The sequence below is a fragment of the Bacteroidota bacterium genome (genome assembly GCA_039821555.1).
Lineage (GTDB): Bacteria > Bacteroidota > Rhodothermia > Rhodothermales > Rubricoccaceae > JBCBEX01.
The window spans coordinates 13,221-31,598 of the sequence record JBCBNX010000031.1 but is presented as its reverse complement, the minus strand read 5'-3'; the positions used below and the strand labels follow the sequence as shown (position 1 = coordinate 31,598).

Annotated in this window: 16 protein-coding genes and 1 pseudogene; 10 read left to right on the top strand and 7 right to left on the bottom strand. The window is 65.6% G+C overall.

Annotated elements, in window-relative coordinates; all coding sequences use genetic code 11:
• Positions 1–264: 264 nt before the first annotated feature.
• From efp to guaA, 5 genes are all read left to right on the top strand, one after another.
• Positions 265–837, top strand: a complete 573-nt coding sequence (gene efp / locus AAFU51_18205; protein ID MEO1573186.1) for an elongation factor P — start codon at positions 265–267, stop codon at positions 835–837.
• Positions 838–899: 62 nt separating this feature from the next.
• Positions 900–1,487, top strand: a complete 588-nt coding sequence (accB, locus tag AAFU51_18200) for an acetyl-CoA carboxylase biotin carboxyl carrier protein (protein ID MEO1573185.1) — start codon at positions 900–902, stop codon at positions 1,485–1,487.
• A 67-nt stretch (positions 1,488–1,554) separates the two neighbouring features.
• Positions 1,555–2,922: an acetyl-CoA carboxylase biotin carboxylase subunit gene (gene accC / locus AAFU51_18195; GenBank protein MEO1573184.1), complete on the top strand. Its 1,368-nt coding sequence runs from the start codon at positions 1,555–1,557 to the stop codon at positions 2,920–2,922.
• An 82-nt stretch (positions 2,923–3,004) separates the two neighbouring features.
• Positions 3,005–3,391, top strand: a complete 387-nt coding sequence (gene gcvH, locus AAFU51_18190; GenBank protein MEO1573183.1) for a glycine cleavage system protein GcvH — start codon at positions 3,005–3,007, stop codon at positions 3,389–3,391.
• Between the two features lie 340 nt (positions 3,392–3,731).
• A complete protein-coding gene (guaA, locus tag AAFU51_18185) occupies positions 3,732–5,306 on the top strand; it encodes a glutamine-hydrolyzing GMP synthase (GenBank protein MEO1573182.1) in 1,575 nt (524 codons plus the stop codon).
• On the opposite strand, the gene AAFU51_18180 is transcribed toward guaA, so the two are convergent.
• Positions 5,307–6,116, bottom strand: a complete 810-nt coding sequence (locus AAFU51_18180) for a hypothetical protein (protein MEO1573181.1) — start codon at positions 6,114–6,116, stop codon at positions 5,307–5,309.
• Between the two features lie 169 nt (positions 6,117–6,285).
• Between AAFU51_18180 and recG the strand changes: the two genes are divergently transcribed.
• Positions 6,286–8,478 carry an ATP-dependent DNA helicase RecG gene (gene recG / locus AAFU51_18175; GenBank protein ID MEO1573180.1) on the top strand — a complete coding sequence of 731 codons (2,193 nt, stop codon included), beginning with the start codon at positions 6,286–6,288 and terminating at the stop codon, positions 8,476–8,478.
• A 342-nt stretch (positions 8,479–8,820) separates the two neighbouring features.
• On the opposite strand, the pseudogene AAFU51_18170 reads toward recG, so the two are convergent.
• The 4 genes and pseudogenes from AAFU51_18170 to AAFU51_18155 all read right to left on the bottom strand — a co-directional run bounded on the left by AAFU51_18170 (position 8,821) and on the right by AAFU51_18155 (position 13,758).
• A pseudogene (locus tag AAFU51_18170) lies at positions 8,821–9,069 on the bottom strand (lipid A-modifier LpxR family protein).
• Between the two features lie 1,054 nt (positions 9,070–10,123).
• Positions 10,124–10,990, bottom strand: coding sequence for a hypothetical protein (locus AAFU51_18165; GenBank protein MEO1573179.1), 867 nt, complete (start codon positions 10,988–10,990; stop codon positions 10,124–10,126).
• A gap of 276 nt (positions 10,991–11,266) precedes the next feature.
• Positions 11,267–12,844, bottom strand: a complete 1,578-nt coding sequence (locus tag AAFU51_18160; protein MEO1573178.1) for a hypothetical protein — start codon at positions 12,842–12,844, stop codon at positions 11,267–11,269.
• A 260-nt stretch (positions 12,845–13,104) separates the two neighbouring features.
• On the bottom strand, positions 13,105–13,758 hold the full coding sequence (locus AAFU51_18155) for a DUF2959 domain-containing protein (GenBank protein ID MEO1573177.1): 654 nt from the start codon (positions 13,756–13,758) through the stop codon (positions 13,105–13,107).
• A gap of 178 nt (positions 13,759–13,936) precedes the next feature.
• On the opposite strand from AAFU51_18155, the gene AAFU51_18150 reads away from it, so the two are divergent.
• Together AAFU51_18150 and AAFU51_18145 are read left to right on the top strand one after the other, a co-directional pair.
• Positions 13,937–14,197, top strand: coding sequence for an acyl-CoA-binding protein (locus tag AAFU51_18150; protein MEO1573176.1), 261 nt, complete (start codon positions 13,937–13,939; stop codon positions 14,195–14,197).
• Positions 14,198–14,223: 26 nt separating this feature from the next.
• Positions 14,224–15,087 (top strand): MBL fold metallo-hydrolase, encoded by an 864-nt coding sequence (locus AAFU51_18145; protein MEO1573175.1) that lies wholly within the window; start codon positions 14,224–14,226, stop codon positions 15,085–15,087.
• Positions 15,088–15,152: 65 nt separating this feature from the next.
• Here the strand turns inward: AAFU51_18145 and AAFU51_18140 are convergent, their stop codons facing one another.
• On the bottom strand, positions 15,153–15,443 hold the full coding sequence (locus AAFU51_18140; protein MEO1573174.1) for a hypothetical protein: 291 nt from the start codon (positions 15,441–15,443) through the stop codon (positions 15,153–15,155).
• A gap of 179 nt (positions 15,444–15,622) precedes the next feature.
• Here AAFU51_18140 and AAFU51_18135 point away from each other — a divergent pair, with 179 nt between their 5' ends.
• Together AAFU51_18135 and AAFU51_18130 are read left to right on the top strand one after the other, a co-directional pair.
• On the top strand, positions 15,623–16,120 hold the full coding sequence (locus AAFU51_18135) for a hypothetical protein (GenBank protein MEO1573173.1): 498 nt from the start codon (positions 15,623–15,625) through the stop codon (positions 16,118–16,120).
• 108 nt (positions 16,121–16,228) lie between these two features.
• Positions 16,229–16,858, top strand: a complete 630-nt coding sequence (locus tag AAFU51_18130) for a hypothetical protein (protein ID MEO1573172.1) — start codon at positions 16,229–16,231, stop codon at positions 16,856–16,858.
• 6 nt (positions 16,859–16,864) lie between these two features.
• On the opposite strand, the gene AAFU51_18125 is transcribed toward AAFU51_18130, so the two are convergent.
• Positions 16,865–18,271, bottom strand: a complete 1,407-nt coding sequence (locus AAFU51_18125; protein MEO1573171.1) for a nucleoside transporter C-terminal domain-containing protein — start codon at positions 18,269–18,271, stop codon at positions 16,865–16,867.
• Positions 18,272–18,378: the final 107 nt, after the last annotated feature.

Sequence of the window (18,378 nt, the reverse complement as noted above, 5' to 3'; positions counted from 1 at the left end):
CTGCTGTTCTGCGGCCTCTGCTGTTCTGCGGCCTCTGCTGTTCTGCGGCCTCTGCTGTTCTGCGGCCTCTGCTGTTCTGCGGCCTCTGCTGTTCCGCCTTGGTCGCGTTTCTGCATTGGTGTAGAGCGCTCGTTTCTGAACGGGGCTACTCGCAGGATCCAGCCCATGCGGGGACCACCTATGCAGGGGCTTCGTTGGATGCCCCTCGGAAGACTGGATATATTGTCCAGTCTATCCCTTTTGCACCGTATCCCCCCGCCAGGCATGGCTTCCACCCAGGACTTCCGCAACGGCTTCACCTTCTTCTGGAACGGCGACATCTGGAGCATCGTCGAGTTTCTCCACGTCAAGCCCGGCAAGGGCGGCGCGTTCGTGCGCACCAAGCTCAAGAACATCCGCTCGGGCAAGGTCGTCGACAACGTCTTCCGCGCTGGCGAGAAGGTCGACGAGGCCCGCGTCGAGCGCCGCTCCTACCAGTTCCTCTACGAGGACGACCTCGGCCTCCACCTCATGAACACGGACACCTACGAGCAGACCTCGCTCCCGGCGAGCCAGGTCGAGGGCCGCGAGTTCATCAAGGAAGGCGGCGAGATCGACCTGCTCGTGAACGCGGCCACCGACGAGCCGCTCTCGGTCGAGATTCCGCGCCACGTGCACCTCACGATCACGAAGACCGACCCCGGCCTCAAGGGCGACACAGCCACGGGCGCGACCAAGCCCGCCACGCTCGAAAGCGGGGCCACCGTCAACGTGCCCCTCTTTCTCAACGAGGGCGACGTGGTCCGCGTGGATACCACCGACGGCTCGTACATTGAGCGCGTAAGCACTGGCTCCTAAGTCCGCACACGCGGCCAGCGCCCCCCTCATCTCCCCCTCGCTCATCCCACCCCCAGCGCCCGATGGACCTGACCCGCATCCAGGATCTGATTCGCCTCGTCAACGAGAGCGGCGTCGCCGAAGTCGAAGTCGAGGAGAGCGGTGTGCGCATCGTGGTGCGCAAGCACGCGCCGCAGGTGTCCTACCAGCCGATGGGCGCCCCAGCGATGCCCTACATGATGCCGCCCCCGATGAGCGCCCCTCCCATGGGCGGCGGCGCGATCCAGGCCCCGCAGGCATTCCCGTTCCCGACGGGCTATCCGCCGGCCTACCCCGTCCAGGTCCCGACCGCAGGCACGCCGGTGGCTCCCCAGATGCCCCCAGCCCCGCAAGCATCGACCGACACGAAGCCCGAATCCAGCGACGCGCCCGTCGACGGCACGCTCGTCCGCGCGCCCATCGTCGGCACGTTCTACAGCGCGCCCTCGCCCGACTCCGACCCCTTTGTGACTGTCGGCAGCGCCGTCAAGAAGGGCGACACGCTCTGCATCATCGAGGCGATGAAGCTGATGAACGAGATCGAGGCCGAGGTGAGCGGCACCGTCAAGCAGCTCCTCGTCGACAACGCCGAGCCGGTCGAGTACGACCAGCCGCTGTTCGTGATTGGCTAGAACCTGTCGTGCCCTGCGTGGAGGTTGCTCGCGACCAACACGCAACACGCAACACGCAATACGTCGCATGCAAAAGGTTCTGATTGCCAACCGGGGCGAGATCGCGCTACGCATCATCCGGACGTGCCGCGAGATCGGCCTCAAAACCGTCGTCGTCTACTCGACCGCCGACCGCGACTCGCTCGCCGTGCGCTTCGCCGACGAGGCCGTCTGCATCGGGCCGCCGCCGTCGGGCCAGAGCTACCTCCGGATGGACCGCATCATCGCGGCCGCCGAAGTCACGGGCGCCGATGCCATCCATCCCGGCTACGGCTTTCTCTCCGAGAATGCAGACTTTGCAGGCATCGTCAAGGACAACGGCCTGATCTGGATCGGCCCGAAGGCGGACACCATTCGCAAGATGGGCGACAAGAGCGTCGCCAAGGACACGATGCGCGCGGCGGGCGTGCCGGTCGTGCCCGGCTCCGAAGGCGTCGTGGAGACGGTCGACGAAGCCAAGCGCGTCGCCGCCGAGATCGGCTATCCCGTGATGATCAAGGCCTCGGCGGGCGGCGGCGGCCGCGGCATGCGCATGGTCCGCGAGGAGAAGGAACTCGAGACGCAGTACCGCACCGCGAGCAACGAGGCGCAGTCCGCCTTCGGCAACGGGGCCGTCTACATCGAGAAGTTCGTCGAGGAGCCGCGCCACATCGAGATCCAGCTCATGGGCGACGGCCAGGGCGGCGTGATCCACCTCGGCGAGCGCGAGTGCTCCATCCAGCGCCGCCACCAGAAGCTCCTCGAAGAGGCACCCTCGCCCGTCGTGGACGCGGCGCTGCGTGCCACGATGGGCGAGGCCGCCGTCAACGGTGCGCTCGCCGTGAACTACGCGGGGGCCGGCACGGTCGAGTTCCTCCTCGACAAGCACCGCAACTTCTACTTCATGGAGATGAACACCCGCATCCAGGTGGAGCATCCCGTGACGGAGGAGGTCACCGACACCGACCTCATCGAGATGCAGCTCCGCGTCGCGCGCGGCGAGCGCCTCGGCAGCGACGGGCTCCCCAGCACCAGCTTCACCGAGTTGAACGGCCACGCCATCGAGTGCCGCATCAACGCCGAGGACCCGTTCCGCAACTTCAGCCCGTCGCCCGGCACCATCGAGGGCCTGCACACCTCGAAAGGCCACGGCGTCCGCTGCGACACGCACATCTACGCGGGCTATACCGTCCCGCCGCACTACGACTCGATGCTCGCCAAGCTGATCGTGCGCGGCAAAGACCGCCCCCACGCCATCCGCAAGATGCTCCGCGCCCTCGACGAGTTCGTGATCGACGGCGTCAAGACGACCATCCCGTTCCACCAGCAACTCCTCCAGGACGACCGCTTCATCGCAGGCGACTTCGACACGAAGTTCCTGGAACGCTTCACGTTGCAGCCGCCTGAGGACGGCTGATTGTCCTGGGTCGCAGGTCATGGGTCGCAGGCCAGTCCTGGTCGGACCGTTGGCCGTTGACCTTCAACCTCCGACTTCTCTCATGACTTTCCCCGACGACTGCCGCTACACCAAGGAGCACGAGTGGATCCGCCTCGACGGCGACACCGCCACCATCGGCATCACGGACTATGCGCAGAGCGAGCTCGGCGACATCGTCTTTGTGGAACTGCCCGAGGAAGGCGACCACTTCGACGCCGATGACGTGTTCGGCACGGTCGAGGCCGTGAAGACCGTCTCGGAGCTGTTCTGCCCCGTCGCCGGGACCATCTCCGCGGCCAACGAGGGCCTCGAAGACGCGCCGGAGTCCGTCAACGAGGACGCCTACGGCGCAGGCTGGATGATCAAGCTCACGCTCGACGACGTCGCCGACTTCGACGGCCTGATGAGCGCCGCCGACTACAAGCACATGATCGGAGCAGACAGCTAGCCGTTTCCGAGCAACACTGTGCGAGTGGGTGCTGTCTGGTCGATGGCACCCACTTGCTATTTCGTACCACTTTTTCTCCACGCCTTCCCTGTTGTCACGCTGAACTTGATTCAGCATCCAGTCGGAGCGGCCTACAGACTTGTTCTGTCTCACTCTCACCCTGGTCATCCCCGACTTGATCGGGGATCTATGCAGTGCACCGTATGGATCCCCGCGTTCGCGGGGATGACTCTGCTTGGTGAACTAGGCATCGTCACTACTGGTATTCGATCCTGAATCAAGCTCAGGATGACAGCAAGGCAACACCTAGGCACACGCCCGCCTTTTGCCGACTACCGCCATGACCCACCAATCCGTCCTCATCCTCGACTTCGGGAGCCAGACGACGCAGCTCATCGCGCGGCGCGTGCGCGAGGCCGGCGTCTACTGCGAGATCCACCCCTGCACAACGCCCATCGCGGACCTCGCCGACGAGAGCACCATCGGCGTGATCCTCTCCGGCGGCCCGATGTCGGTCTACGACGACGGCGCGCCGCAGCTCGACCCCGACCTGCTCACGCGGACGCGCGCCGACGGCAGCCGCCTGCCGGTCCTGGGCATCTGCTATGGCTTGCAGGCGATGGCGTTTGCGCTCGGCGGGGCCGTCGAGCCCTCCCAAAGAAGAGAGTATGGCCGCGCCCACCTCATCGTCGGCGAGCCGCTCGGGCTCATGGCCGACGTGGAAGACGGCGCGCAGGTGTGGATGAGCCACGGCGACCACCTCACGCGCCTGCCCGACGGCTTCCACCGCATCGCGCACACCGAGAACGCGCCCATCGCTGCCGTGCGCAGCGAGACGCATCCATTCTATGGCGTGCAGTTCCACCCAGAGGTCGTGCACACGAAGGTCGGCGCGCAGATCTTGGAGAACTTCGTCCGCACCATCTGCGGCGGGCGCGGCGACTGGTCCGCGGCCAGCTTCATCGAGGAGCAGAAAGAAAAAGTCCGTGCGCAGGTCGGCGACGCCCACGTCATCCTCGGCCTCTCCGGCGGCGTCGACTCGTCCGTGGCGGCGGTGCTCTTGCACGAGGCCCTCGGCGACCAGCTGACCTGCATCTTCGTCGACAACGGGCTGCTGCGCGCCGACGAGTTCGAGGAGGTCCAGCACACCTTCCGCGACGGCTTCGACCTCGACCTCGTGGCGGTGGACGCTTCGGAGCGCTTCCTGCGCGAGTTGGAGGGCGTGACCGACCCGGAGCAGAAGCGCAAGATCATCGGGCGCGTCTTCGTGGAGGTCTTCGAGGACACGACGCACCAAATCGAGGAGCGCCTCGGCCAGAAGCCGCGTTTCCTCGCGCAGGGCACGCTCTACCCCGACGTGATCGAGAGCGTCTCGTTCAAGGGCGGCCCGAGCGTGACCATCAAGACGCACCACAACGTCGGCGGGCTGCCGGAGAAGCTCGGCTTCGAGCTCATCGAGCCCTTCCGGGAGCTGTTCAAGGACGAGGTCCGCGCGGTCGGCCGCGAACTCGGCGTGCCGGAGCTCATCATCAAGCGGCACCCGTTCCCCGGCCCCGGCCTCGCCGTCCGCATCCTCGGCAACGTGACCAAGGAAAAGGCCGACCTCCTCCGCAAGGCGGATAAGATCTTTATCGACGAGTTGAAGGCGTCGGGACTCTACGACGAGACGTGGCAAGCCTTCGCCGTGCTCCTGCCCGTGCAGTCCGTCGGCGTGATGGGCGACTTCCGCACCTACGAGAACGCTGTCTGCCTACGCGCCGTGACCAGCGTGGACGGCATGACGGCCGACTGGGCGCACCTGCCCTACGACTTCCTCGGGCGCGTCTCGAACCGCATCATCAACGAGGTGCGTGGCCTCAACCGCGTCGCCTACGACATCTCCTCGAAGCCCCCCGCTACGATTGAGTGGGAGTAGCTACAGGGCGTCTTGTTCACGCGCTCGAATGCGGTCCTCCGTCGCCACGAGTTGGGCGAGGGGACGATCTGGCGACGGCCTGCCTGGCGCGCTCATAGCGGTGAGTTGAAGTGCGATGCTGTCTGGATGGTCATCCCAGGGCACGGCAATGCCAGGGTCCGCCCTACTGATGAGTGCCGCTCGCAAATGGGAGGCAAAGAGCGCTCCCTCGGTGTGGGATAGTGAGAGTAGCGCGCCGGTGGCTCCCCCCAAATCAGCACCCAGTTGCCTGACAGGGACGGAATAGTCGAGGTAGTTGTCCGTTCCGGATATGGGTGAGTACAGTTCCAGCCGTGCGTACTCAGCCTCAAGCACTAGCGTAGTATCGAGGGTCAGTTCATCGAGCAAGTAAGCGTATGGAGGATCATAGCCCCGTTCCCTGCGATACTCCTCGTTACGTCTCTTGTAGTCTTCATTGATCGCTGACGTGATCGGAATTCGAACAGAGAAATCTGTTTCGAACTGCATCTGCGCTTGTCGCGGAAGCTGCTCCAAGGTAGCGATGAGGTGCTCAGGCGTAGCATGTGGAGGATGACGCCACCGTTCCTCGTCGACGTGCCAGCCTCGGTCATAGTCATACTCTCCGTTGGGTCGGAGGTAGTTGACCTTTACACAGGAGCACAGGTCGCGCTTCTTCCGCTCGCGGACATACCGATCTATCTGGTCTGGATGCGACGTGAGGCGACTCCAGCCCCGGCGAACGAGTTCGCGCAGCGGCGCGCTGATCTCGCAGCGACGGTAGTAGTAGATGTACGAGACGTGGTGACCCATGTGACGGGTAGGCAGCCTTGGGAGTCTGTATTAGACACCGTCACAAAGTTGGTGCCGCACCAGTCCTCAACCGCGTCGCCTGCGACATCTCCTCGAAGTCCCCGGCGACCATCGAGTGGGAGTAGGGCGCTGACATCGGGTGGTCGCGCCCTCGCGGTATTTTCCGCCCATGGCCGCCTCCGACTCCTCGCCCAAGCAATCCGCCGCGCTCGAACGCGCACCGAAAGCCCCCGACGGCACGGTGCTCGATCCCCACGACCCGCGCGTGCTCGACGTGCCCATCGCGGACCTCCCACGGGTTGGGGAGCGACGGTCAGCGCCGCTGGTGAAGGCGGGCGTGAAGACGTTCGGCGACCTGTTTCGCTTCTACCCACGCCGCTACCTCGATCGCTCGACCGTCACGCCGATCAACGAGCTGGTGGAGGGACTGAACGAGGCCGTCACCATCGTCGGGCGCGTGTCGGCGAAGGGTGTCGTGCCGGGGCGTGGCTCGATGCGGCTGGAGGTGCGCTTCCAGGACGACTCCGGCGGTACGCTCAAGGCCGTGTGGTTTCGCGGCGCGAAGTGGATCGGCAAGCAGTTCGACCAGGGCGGGCTCTACGCCGTCCACGGCAAGGTCGAGAAGTACGGCCGCACGTTCTCGATGGCGCACCCCGACTTCGACCGGCTCGACGCTGAGAGCGCGGCGCTCGACACGGGGCGCATCATTCCGCTCTACCCCGGCGGCGCGGCGTTCGATAAGGTCAACCTCACGAGCCGCGCGCTGCGGCGGCACATCTACGAGTTGTTCAAGACCCACGGCCTCGCGCTGCCGGAGGTGCTGCCCGACTGGATGCGCAAGGCCTATGACTTGATTGACGGTCGCGTGGCGCTGCGGGCGATTCACTTCCCGAAAGACTCCGGGGAGCTAGGCCGCGCGAAGCGCCGCCTCAAGTTCGAGGAGCTTTTTTTCCTACAACTGCTCCTCGCGCTGACCCACGAGAAGAAGCAAGCCATCGCGGGGCCCACGCTCGGCGGGCCGGGCGCCTACACGCGGCAGTTCATCGACGAGGTACTGCCGTTCACGCTCACCGGCGCGCAGCAGCGGGCGCTCGACGAGATCGCCGCCGACACCGCGCGCGGCGTGCAGATGAACCGCCTCGTCCAGGGCGATGTCGGCTCGGGCAAGACGGTCGTCGGCGTCGGCGCGATGCTGATGGCGCTCGACGCGGGCTACCAGGCCGCGTTCATGGCCCCGACGGAGATCCTCGCCGAGCAGCACTACGCGAACCTGCAGTCGTACTTCCAGCCGCTGGGCTTGCAGGTCCACCTGCTCATCGGCGGGCAGCGCAAGGCGTGGCGCACCGAGGTGCTCGATGACCTCCGCGAGGGCCGCGTCCCGTTCGTCGTCGGCACGCACGCCATCATTGAGGACCACGTCGAGTTCGAGCGCCTCGGCCTCGCCATCATCGACGAGCAGCACCGCTTCGGCGTCATGCAGCGCGCGAAGATGTTCCACAAGGGCCTCCGCCCGCACATGCTCCTGATGACGGCCACGCCCATCCCGCGCTCCCTCGCGATGACGGTCTACGGCGACCTCGACGTGACCATCATCGACGAGCGCCCCGCCGGTCGCAAGCCGATCCAGACGCAGCTCTACACCGAGAAGCGCCGCGAGGACGCCTACGCGTTCATCAAGAAGCAACTGCGCGAAGGACGGCAGGCCTACGTCGTCTACCCGCTCGTGGAGGAGTCGGAGGCGGAGATGCTCGCCGAGATCAAGGACGCCGAGAACGGGGCCGCCGAGCTCGCCGAGCGCTTCCGCCCCTACCGCGTCGAACTGGTCCACGGGCGGATGCTGCCCTACGAGAAGGACGAGGCGATGCAGCGCTTCAAGAACCGCGAGGCCGACCTCCTGGTCGCGACGACGGTGATCGAGGTGGGTGTGGACGTGCCCAACGCGACGATCATGGTGATCGAGCACGCCGAGCGCTTTGGGCTGGCGCAGCTCCACCAGCTACGCGGGCGCGTCGGGCGCGGGGCTGACCAGTCGTACTGCTTCCTGATGGCGTCCTACAAGCGCTCCGCCGAGGCCGAGGAGCGCCTCCAGGCGATGGTGGACACCGACGACGGCTTCAAGATCTCCGAGATCGACCTCAAGCTGCGCGGCGCAGGCGACTTCTTCGGCACGCGCCAGAGCGGCCTGCCCGACCTCAAGATCGCGGACATCGTGCAGGACCAGGACATCCTGCAGGCCGCCCGCGCCGCCGCCTTCGCGCTCGTGGAGCGGGACCCGAAGCTGGAGCAGCCTGAGCACCAAACGCTGCGAGATCACTTCGCCAAGAGCGCGCCCAAGAGTCTGGGGTTTGCCCGGGTGGGGTAGCTAGGCAACAACCGCTGTTGGAAACTCACGAACACCGAGATGCTGATGTTCGTCCGGCCACTCCGACGCATCGCTACCCTTCTTGCTTCCTAAGCCCCATTCGCGGGCTAGCACGTTTAGCACGTTGCCTGTCTGCTTGAATAAGCAGGTGGCGACTTCTGCGGACTTGCAAGCGCCCGCGGCGATGTCGACTGCTCCAAAAGTAAGTGTTAGCCTCCGGGAAGGTCTGGTCAAAAGACTCCCGAGTTGCTCTCGAACGCAACGAGGAACGCGGAAGGGCCAGCCCTTGCGGAAGTGAGAGAGGTGCGAGCCAGCTTCCGGGCTCCATTCGACGAAGCGAACTCAGTAGAGCGCTTTCGGCAGGACTTGCAAGGCCAGCGAACTGAACCGATGCGCAGGACCTGCCGGGGTGAACTCCCGACTGCGCCAAACATGCTGTACGGTGAGTTGGAGCCAGCGGTAGCGAAGGGTGGCTCCTACGCCCACGTCGTAGACCAGCGGCTCCGGTTCGATACGGTATCGGTCGTCTCCCTCCAGTAGGTAGTTGTACGCCACGTAGCGACCTACCGTCCGGAGAAACATGTAGCCTTGCCAGTGTTTGGGGGGGAGACCCTTGCCCTGTCCATGTCAACTGGTAAAAAAGGTAAGAGGGTGTAGGACGTATCGTCCAACATGTCTGCTCCTACTTGGAATGCTTGGCCAGTGAGCGAATCCGCTAGAAGAACCAGACTGAGCGAGTCAGCGACCGCCTGGATGTCCGACAAGTTCAGCGCACCAAGCTCCCCGTCAATCATTCTGGCCCCCGAGACGAACGTAGGCTCTACCGGAAGCAGTGGGAAGTCCTGGGCGATGGTACCCTGATTCAGGGGCATTCCAAAACGGAGTTCACCACCCACTTCGGCTCGGTTATGCACATTGCCCAGCGTAACAGCGCCTAGGCCATTGACATCTGCTACGAGCCAGCCGGGAAAGAACCGATGCCGATAGAGGCGCCGTCGGTGTTCCAGCCGGAATGCAAAGCTAGGCAAGGCGCGCTCCAGTTGGGTGTCCCACCCCAACGGATCTCTCGCACCGATCTGGTCATGCCAGTTCCGCTGGACCTCTTCGGCGAACGAGATGGGGCCAATGAACCCCAGGACGAGCTCCGCCTTCCATTGCTGCGGCGTCTGTGTCGTAGTCCGCCACTCGGCAGAGGAGGCATAGTACAACCAGCCCGCATACGGCCGATCATTCGATTGGAGCGTGGGCGTGATTATCCTGCGCGGCGTGTAGAAGACTTGCCCGAACCTACCGCCCTGGAGACCTTGCCAGCAGTTGTCCTTGGCTTCACGGCAGGGTGGAAATAGCGCGTCAAGATCTACGACCGGAAGCCGGTCGAGTGCCCAGAGCCAGAACGGCGTTCGAGATTGGAGAGGTTGGGCTCCATCTCGATATGTGTTCCAGGCGAACTGGAGGCCGTTCGTGTAGAACTGATCAGTGTAAGGGAAATCGTTCTCCCAATAGAACGCGCGACTTGTAAGGGGCTCGGAAGGGAGAAAGGACCTCACTCCGACTTGCTGAGCGAGCGCAGGTGTGGAGAAGAAGAGCGCGGCGAGTACGAGACTTAAATACTGTGGCATCCGCATGGCCGCTACCGGGCTGGACTTCACGGGCTATCGGGCTCAGCGAACGGCTTCGCCAACCGTGCTCCATCCCCTCCCAAGAAGTTGTAAGAGAATGCGACAAAGAACGTCCATCGTACCCGCGAACCGAGGTTGTTGAGGGCGTTGGCATCCGCGACCCGCTCACCAACATTCACCCCAGCCGGCAACGTGGGGGCAGAGTGCGCATTCACCCCAAGCGTGAATGCTGCCTTCTGCGGCGACACGAGCGAAACGCCGAGGTAGTAGTCCTGGCCGAGATTGTTGGGATCGAGGCCGAGACCGAAGGAGGCGCCCAAACCTTTCCACCTGGGGTCCGACAGGTGAATGAAGGTCGCTACCCCTCGTGTGAGAGCGTCGGCGCGGTCGCTCTCCTCACGGACAAACAGTGCCGACGAGGTCGTACCATCCTCGGCGGTGATCGTGGAGTCGCGAAGCCCATAGGCAGTGTCTCCAGGCAAACCTAGTGCAAACCCGCCTCCAAAGCTGAGTTGGAGGCCGCTAGGCCGGATCTCGACGATCAGATCTACGCTAGCGAGGCCATCGGTCTTGGCAGAATCCTGGGGTCTAATCTTGATGACATACCCAGCAAAACGCGCGCTGTGTGGCACGTAGAATCGATGCGTCTCGCGTGGCTTTGCACCACCAGCTGCAGCACCAACCACTGCATCCGGCTGGATGGCAACCAGTCCTCGTGCCTCGTAGGTGAATAGATCGGGCCGCGTGTTCTCGATCTCGACAAGGAAGAGTCGGCCATCGGGTACGCTCTTATCGTAGCGCTCCACGCATGGTGCGTCGGCGGCTGCGCACGTAGCATGGTCGTAGGTCACCGTGACTACATCGTCGGCCTCAGCATACGCTGTCACTGGCACGAGCAGTACTCCGACCGTGAATGGACATATAGCCCTGAGGAGTCTCCACATGGGTTTAAGAAACTGGCGTGAGGAGCAAGGATTCCGACTACTCAAACAACGTAAGGTCCAGCATAGACTTTACCTAATGCCACTATCGTGCAAGACGACTCCTGCCTCGATCAGAAGACAAGAGATTGCAATACCACGCAACGGATTCAGACGATCTGGGTCCGACCTGGTGACCAGATCGCAGTTATCCGTCACGAAGTACACGCCTCGGCACTCTGTATCGCCTCAGAGCTTCCAGCGCGTGCCGAGCATCAGTTCGAGGCGCGGGAGCCGGGCAGAGATGTCCTCGTAGCGGAACAGTTCGCCGGATCCGGCTCCCAACTCGTAGGTGTAAATCTCGCCCGTGAGCGTCGCCTCGGGGGCCTGGCGGTAGGCCGCGCTCAGGTAGAGCGACGCTATGCTGCTGAGTTCGCGCTCCACGCTCAGGCGACCGTAGAGGCTCAGCCCTGAAGCGCTCACTGTCCGCACGGGATCGCTGCGCAGGCTGGGGTCGAACGTGTCGAAGAGCGTACTGAACAGCCGGTCGAGCCGCAGGCTGGTCTGCGCCCAGCCCGCTCCGACGGCAACGCTGGTCTGGTAGGGGCTGCGGCTGCCGTCCGGGCGCACCGCGTGCGGGCGCAGGACGAACTCGACCACGCCGAGCGCTCCGAGGCCACCCACGCTGGCCGAGAGGTCGGGGTCATCAAGGACGGGCGCGAAGAGCACCTGGCCACCCACGCGGAGCCGTGGCACGCCTGTGCTGAAGAGCGCCTCGCCAAGGAACGACGCCGGTACACCTACGACGGTGCCGAGGGGATCGCGGCCGGTCCCGGTCGCATAGGTGCCCTCGATGTCGGGCGTGGTGTCGAACTGGTGGACGCCCCCGGCGACCAGATGAATGCGCTTTGCCTTCAGCGCGGGCGGGGCCACCTCGCCTCCGGCGGCGGCGTCCAACTCCGGCGACGATGCCTGAGCGATCCCGAGACGCGCCACGGCCTCGGCTTCGACTTCGGGCGGTGCGCCCGTCCAAAACACCGCCGCCGACCGTAGCTGCTCGACGAAGTCGCTCCGCATAGCTGGGTCGGTGGGCACGCTAAGCCCGTCCCCCGCCGGATTGGACGCCGCTGTGCTCACGGCGAAGAACACGTAGTTCGTGACAATCGGCGCGAGCGCCACGATGGAGGCATCGGTCCGCACGATGTTGGCCCCGCCGATGAGCGTGTTCGCCAAGGCAGCGCCGCCGTTGAGGACCGCACGGCGCGTGAGCGAGGTCGCGCCCCGCCCGGCCGTCTGGATAGTAGCGACATCGCCGAGTGGGGCCAGGTAGAGCGTCGGCACATCGCTGAGGGCGACGGCGAATGGCTGCGCGCCCTCGTAGATCGCGATGTAGCGATCGTCCACGGCCACGAGTTGGCCGGTGATGATGCGTCCGTTGCGCTGCTGCATCACGACGCGCTGGCCGGGCTGCGTGCGGACGACGTAGCGGACGAGCACTCCCAACGACGCGATGTCGCGCTCCAGCAGGCGCGCGGTGTCCTCGTAGTGGGTGGGGTATTCGCGCAGCAGCGCCGCCTGAGTGGCGTCGAGCGCGACGCGCGTCTCGCCGCTAATGCGCTCGGCAATGGCGACCAGACTATCGCCTTGCTGCTCGAAGCGGCCCACCTGGAAGTCGAGGGCCTCGGGGAAGAGCCCGAAGTACGACCGCTCGTAGGCATCGAGCGACGTGCCGATGCGGGGCAGATCGACGGGCGCCTGAGCCGAGGCGGGCGCGCTGGCGATGGCAGAGATGAGGGCGGCGAGGAGGAGAGACCGAACGCGAAGCATAAACCGAGGTAACAGCGGAGAGGGTGAGGATAAACCGCGGCGAACATAACGCCCCCTGATTCCCAGCATCACCCGAGCTATCGGGCGCAAGGCTGTGCCAGCCCGCTATACACTGACGGCCGTTGCGCTGGGCCGTGTGCCGAGCCGGGATCCAGTCGCCAGGCACGCCACCTCGGCCTCGTGGCACGACGTTCTCTGGTCTGACTTCTCCTCCCCCACTCACGCTAGCGCGTTTCCCAAAGCTGGTCGACCACGACCGTCTACCCCATCACTTCGATGAAGGCATCGGCCTCGGCGATGGCGGCCTCCATGTCGGCGATGAGGCGGTCCACGTCGGTCTGGAGCGAGGCGACCTCGCCTTCGAGTGACGCGATGGCCTGCGCGTTGAGGTTGTGCTTGAGGAAGAGCACGTGGTCGCGGAAGGTGGCGAGCACGGGGTCCATCGTGCGCTCGACGCGGCGCATGGCGGCGATGAGGCCGTCGTAGCGGTCACGCGCATCGTCCATCTGGTCCTCGCTGCGGCGGCGGAAGTCGGGGTCACTGTACTCGTCGAGTTCTTCCTCCCACTCGTTGAAGAGCGAGGCCGCCGCGTTCTCCACCGCCTCGATGCGGTCGCGGGCCTCCTCGGCGTCGTCGTTGGCGCGCTCGTACTCCTTGTCGAGCTTGCGGTACATCCGTTCGAGGTCGCCGCCGTCGAAGCCCGTGAGCGCCTGGAACTCGTCCAGCGCCGAGGCGAACTGCTCCTTGGCGTCCTCCTGGCTCTCGCGGGCCTTTTCGACGCGGTCGGAGAGCAGTTCGCGACGCGGCGTGCCGAGGCGTTCGAGCGAGTCGTAGTAGAGTTCGCGCGCGGCCGTCTGGCAGCCGAACTGCGGCAGCGCGAGGAGCAGGACGAGGGCGACGAGGAGAACACGCATGACGAGGCGGGAGTCGGAGTGAGGCCGGGAAGATCGGCACGCGCGGGCGTAAGTTGAAAGGGCGCGGGAGTGCAGCGGTGTCGCGGTGAAGCGGTGTTGCGGTGGTTCCGTGCGCTGGTGCTGCCGTCGTTTTGCATCGCCGTTTCTCCGTCTCCTCGCCTCTCCCATTCCTCCCCCCATGTCCGACGACCTCGACGCCCGCTTCCAGGAAGCCGCTGCCGCAGCGCAGGACCTCCCGAGCCGCCCCGACAACGACACGCTGCTGCGTCTTTACGCGCTCTACAAGCAGGCGACCTCCGGCGATGTGTCTGGCAAGCGGCCTGGCTTCACCAACCCCGTCGGCCGCGCGAAGTATGACGCCTGGGCTGCCCTCGAAGGCACCGACGCCACCGACGCTAAGCAGGACTACGTCGACCTCGTGAGCAGTCTCCAAGGCTGAGCACGCCTTTTGTCCCTGCGAGCCTCGTGCCTGCCCCCCTCCACGCCACATCTGCTCCGCTCCCGATGCCCGAAGCTGCCCCGACGCCCCAGCGCGTGACCGCGACGCTGCTCGGGACCGGCACCTCGACGGGCATCCCGGTGATCGGCTGCAACTGCCGCGTGTGCACATCGAGCGACCCCCGCGATCAGCGGCTGCGCTGCTCGGCGCACATCGTCGCGGAGACGGAGGCGGGACCGGTGCACCTCCAGATCGACACGGGGCCGGACTTCCGTACGCAGGCCCTCCGCTTCGGCGTGGAGGCCGTGGACGCGCTCCTCGTGACGCACCACCACTTCGACCACGTTGTCGGGATGGACGACCTGCGGCCCTACTTCTTCCGGGTCTCCGCGCCGATTCCAGTCGCCGCGCCGCCCAACACCGAGGCTGCGCTGCGCAGGATGTTCGGCTACATCTTCGAGGACGGCAGCTACCCGGGCATCTCGAAGCTCGACCTCCGTGCCGAGATAGGGCCGTTCACCGTCGAGAGCCGGACGCATCCCGAACGGCGCGTCACCGTCACGCCGATCCCGGCGTTCCACGGCACGCTGCCCCTCTACGGCTACCGCGTCGGCGGCCTCGCCTACCTCACCGACGTGAGCGCGCTCCCCGACACGAGCTACCCGCTCCTGGACGACCTCGACGTGCTCGTCCTCGACGCGCTGCGCCACGAGCCGCACCCGACGCACTTCTCGTTCTCGGAGGCGCTGGAGGTCGCCGCGCGCATCGGGGCGAAGGACACGGTCTTCGTGCACATGACGCACAGCATCCTCCACGCCGAAGACGATGCCGCCCTGCCCGACGGCGTGCGCCTCGGCTACGACGGCCTCGTGCTGACCGCAGGCGGATAGCGCCGAAAAAAGCGCGGGCGCAGCCTCGTGCTGCGCCCGCGCCGTATTCAGCAGGAGGCGCCACGCTACGGCTTCTCCAGCGCCTCGAAGTCGGCGCGCTCGCCGAGGCCCGACGAGACGGTCTCCGTGACATTGACGTCGAACGTCCTCACGGGCGACTTGGTGCGTTCGTAGACGGTGCCGGTGAACTCGGCCGTCTCGGCCTCGATGGCCTCCACGACGGCCGCTTGCGCGTCTTCGTCCTCGGCGAAGAACACGCCGCGATATTCCTTCCCTTTGAAGGTTTTGATCGGGTAGGCGTACCCGCGTCCTTCGACTCCGTTGAGCGTAGCATCCTGAAGCTGATAGAAAGCCAAAACTGACCTCGGTGTTGGTGAAACCTGTTGCGTACTCCACGTCCACAGCCTCAATGTTTTAGCGGTGACAAGGAGACTGGACACGCTTCTCCTATGCAAAAAGCGCGGCGGGTGTTCTGAAACACAGGAACTTTCCGACTTCTACTTCACTCTAAGCGGGTTTTTTGGCCCGCACCCTCATGCTCGACGCCAAGCCGACCGGGTTCCTCTCCTGGGATTATCACGTCTACGAGGGCGAGCGCGAAGTCGCGTTCCTGGACGTAGGCCTGCTCCTCGAAGGGGCCGACTTGGACATCGGCGGCATTCCGTTCCGCCTCAGCCGGGAGGGCGTCGCAGGCGACTATACGCTCGCCTTCGAGGGCATCGTGATCGCGCGCGCCACCAAACGCAGCATCTTCACCGGCACCTTCGACGTGGTCCTCGACGCGCCCCTGGCCGACACGGACACGACGCGCCTCCTTGTCAAGCGCAAGAGCCTCGTCAGCGACCGCTTCGAGGTGTTCGCCCAGGGCGATGTGCCCGACGACCCAGGCGTACGCCTCGGCGTCGTCCGCAAGCGCAACATGCTCACCCGCCGCGCGAGCGTGGACCTCCCCGACACGTTCCCGCTCGGCGTGCAGGTTTTCCTGCTGTGGCTCGCCGTGCTGATGTGGCGCCGCGGCAATCGGTCGAGCTAAGGATCAGTCTCTGGTGCGGTCGCTGCGCTCCCTCGTGGGACGCTCGCTGTGGTCCGTGGCGGGAGGTAGCTTGGCGCCTCGCGCCCACGTCGTCTCACCGTGCCTGCCATGCTCTTTCGTGTTGCCCTTTTCGCCGTTGCGCTCGTCACCGCTACCGGGTGCTGGGGCAACCAGCCCGCCGCCGACGATCTGGAAGCGCCCATCGAGACCTCCGCGCTGGAGCGCATCGAGATTGCCGAATCGGACTATGGGTACTCGGGGCGCAGCCAAGAACGATGGGAGCAACTCGCTACTCTTCTCAACGTGGAGGTGGAGGCCGAAGCCCTCCGGGAGATCCGCCTGCTCCGAAACAACGGGCAGCGCAACCTCGCCCAGCTCCGCGAACACCGCCGCAGACTCGACCAGCACGTGACCGATCTGCTCGCGAGCTGGGACGCCCGCCTGGAGCAGTACGCCGACTCAGCGCTGCGTGAGCAATCGGCCACGCTTCGGAAGGACGTCGAGGCGACCTATGCCTCCCACTCGCCTCGCCTCGATGCGGCCTTGGAGAACGCGGGAGACGCCCTCGCCGCGCTCGACGACCGGCAGCGGCTGGCGCTCGACCTCGTGATCGTGCAGGTCGTGGCTGGGATGGAGGCCTACGCCGACACCTACGAGGCGTCGGCCAAGGAACGCACCGCGCGCATGCAGGCGCAGGTCTCCGAAGCCGACAGCCTGCTCGAAACCCTGCGCGAATGACGACGCTCACCCGAGCAAAACCCCCGCAATCGTCGCCGTCATCAGGTTAGCGAGGGTGCCCGCGAGGACGGCGCGGACGCCGAGCGCAGCGATCTCACCCGTGCGACTCGGCGCCAGTGGGCCGATGCCGCCAATCTGGATGCCGATCGACGACAGGTTGGCGAACCCGCACAGCGCGAACGTCGCGATGGTGATGGTCTTGGGCTGGATGCTCTCGGCAGCGATGGCGTCGGCGAGCAGGGTGTAGGCGACGAACTCGTTGGCGATGACCTTCGTGCCGAGGAAGCCGCCGAACGTGGTGATGTCCGCCATCGGGACGCCCACGAGCCAGGCGACGGGCGCCAGGACAAAGCCGAGTGCGAGGTCGAGCGCGCCCTTGCCCTCCGGCAGCGTGACACCGAAGAGTTCCACCGCCCAGCCGAGGCTACCGTTGATGATGGCGATGAGCGCGAGGAAGGCGATCAGCATCGCGCCGATGTTGAGCGCGAGCTTCATGCCGTCGGCCGCCCCCGACGCCGCCGCGTCGATCACATTCTTCGGCCCCTCGTCGATCACGGCGGCGTTCACCCCGGCGGTGGCTTCGTCGGAGGCGGTGGAGGGCAGCGTCGCCTCGTTGGCGTCGGTGGTGAAGCGCGCGTCCACGTCGGGCACCTCCTCCGTCTCGGGGATGAGGATCTTGGCGAGGATGAGCGCCGCCGGAGCGGCCATCACGCTCGCGCCGAGGAGCTGCTCGGCGAAGAGCTGCTGCCCGACCTCCACGGCCACGCCCGTCGCCTGCGCGTAGCGCTCGCCGAGGAACGCGACGTAGCTCGCCAGCACGCCGCCCGCGATCGTCGCCATGCCGCCCGTCATCACGGCCATGAGTTCGCTGCGCGTCAGCTTCTCCACGTAGGGCTTGATCACGAGCGGGGCCTCGGTCTGCCCGACGAAGATGTTGGCGCTCACGCTCAGGCTCTCCGGCCCGCTCGTGCCCAGCGCGCGGCGCACCACCCACGCCATGCCGCGCACGACCACCTGCATCACGCCGAGGTAGTAGAGGATCGACATCAGCGCGGCGAACACGACCACCGTCGGCAGCACCTGCGAGAAGAAGAAGAAGCCCAGCGACCCCTCGCTCGCGGGGCCGAGGCCGAGGTTGCCGAAGATGAACGCGGAGCCGACCTCCACCGCCGCGAGGAAGTCGACGAACAGCCCCGCCACGAACGCGAACGCCGCCTTCGGCCAGCCCAGCGGCGCGAACAGCGTCGCCATGTCCTCGCCCTTGAGGATGAACACAGCGAAGACGAGTTGGAGCAGCAGCCCGAAGCCGACGGTCCGCCAGTTGATGCGCGTGCGGTGGCTGGAGAAGGCGAACGCGATGGCGAGGATACCGACGAGGCCGAGCAGGCCACGCAGGAGGTCGGGGACAGACATGGGCAGGGGGTAGGCGGGTGGGAACCCCGGAAAGTAGGCGAGGCCGCCCCGGTCGTGCCCGGACGGCCTCGCACTTTTATGTTTTTCCCACGCCTAGCAGACGTGCG

Bases quoted from the DNA above. Each gene is read 5' to 3' on its own strand.
- efp (MEO1573186.1), top strand. From the start codon at position 265: ATGGCTTCCACCCAGGACTTCCGCAACGGCTTCACCTTCTTCTGGAAC.
- accB (MEO1573185.1), top strand. From the start codon at position 900: ATGGACCTGACCCGCATCCAGGATCTGATTCGCCTCGTCAACGAGAGC.
- accC (MEO1573184.1), top strand. From the start codon at position 1,555: ATGCAAAAGGTTCTGATTGCCAACCGGGGCGAGATCGCGCTACGCATC.
- gcvH (MEO1573183.1), top strand. From the start codon at position 3,005: ATGACTTTCCCCGACGACTGCCGCTACACCAAGGAGCACGAGTGGATC.
- guaA (MEO1573182.1), top strand. From the start codon at position 3,732: ATGACCCACCAATCCGTCCTCATCCTCGACTTCGGGAGCCAGACGACG.
- AAFU51_18180 (MEO1573181.1), bottom strand. From the start codon at position 6,116: ATGGGTCACCACGTCTCGTACATCTACTACTACCGTCGCTGCGAGATC.
- recG (MEO1573180.1), top strand. From the start codon at position 6,286: ATGGCCGCCTCCGACTCCTCGCCCAAGCAATCCGCCGCGCTCGAACGC.
- AAFU51_18160 (MEO1573178.1), bottom strand. From the start codon at position 12,844: ATGCTTCGCGTTCGGTCTCTCCTCCTCGCCGCCCTCATCTCTGCCATC.
- AAFU51_18155 (MEO1573177.1), bottom strand. From the start codon at position 13,758: ATGCGTGTTCTCCTCGTCGCCCTCGTCCTGCTCCTCGCGCTGCCGCAG.
- AAFU51_18150 (MEO1573176.1), top strand. From the start codon at position 13,937: ATGTCCGACGACCTCGACGCCCGCTTCCAGGAAGCCGCTGCCGCAGCG.
- AAFU51_18135 (MEO1573173.1), top strand. From the start codon at position 15,623: ATGCTCGACGCCAAGCCGACCGGGTTCCTCTCCTGGGATTATCACGTC.
- AAFU51_18130 (MEO1573172.1), top strand. From the start codon at position 16,229: ATGCTCTTTCGTGTTGCCCTTTTCGCCGTTGCGCTCGTCACCGCTACC.
- AAFU51_18125 (MEO1573171.1), bottom strand. From the start codon at position 18,271: ATGTCTGTCCCCGACCTCCTGCGTGGCCTGCTCGGCCTCGTCGGTATC.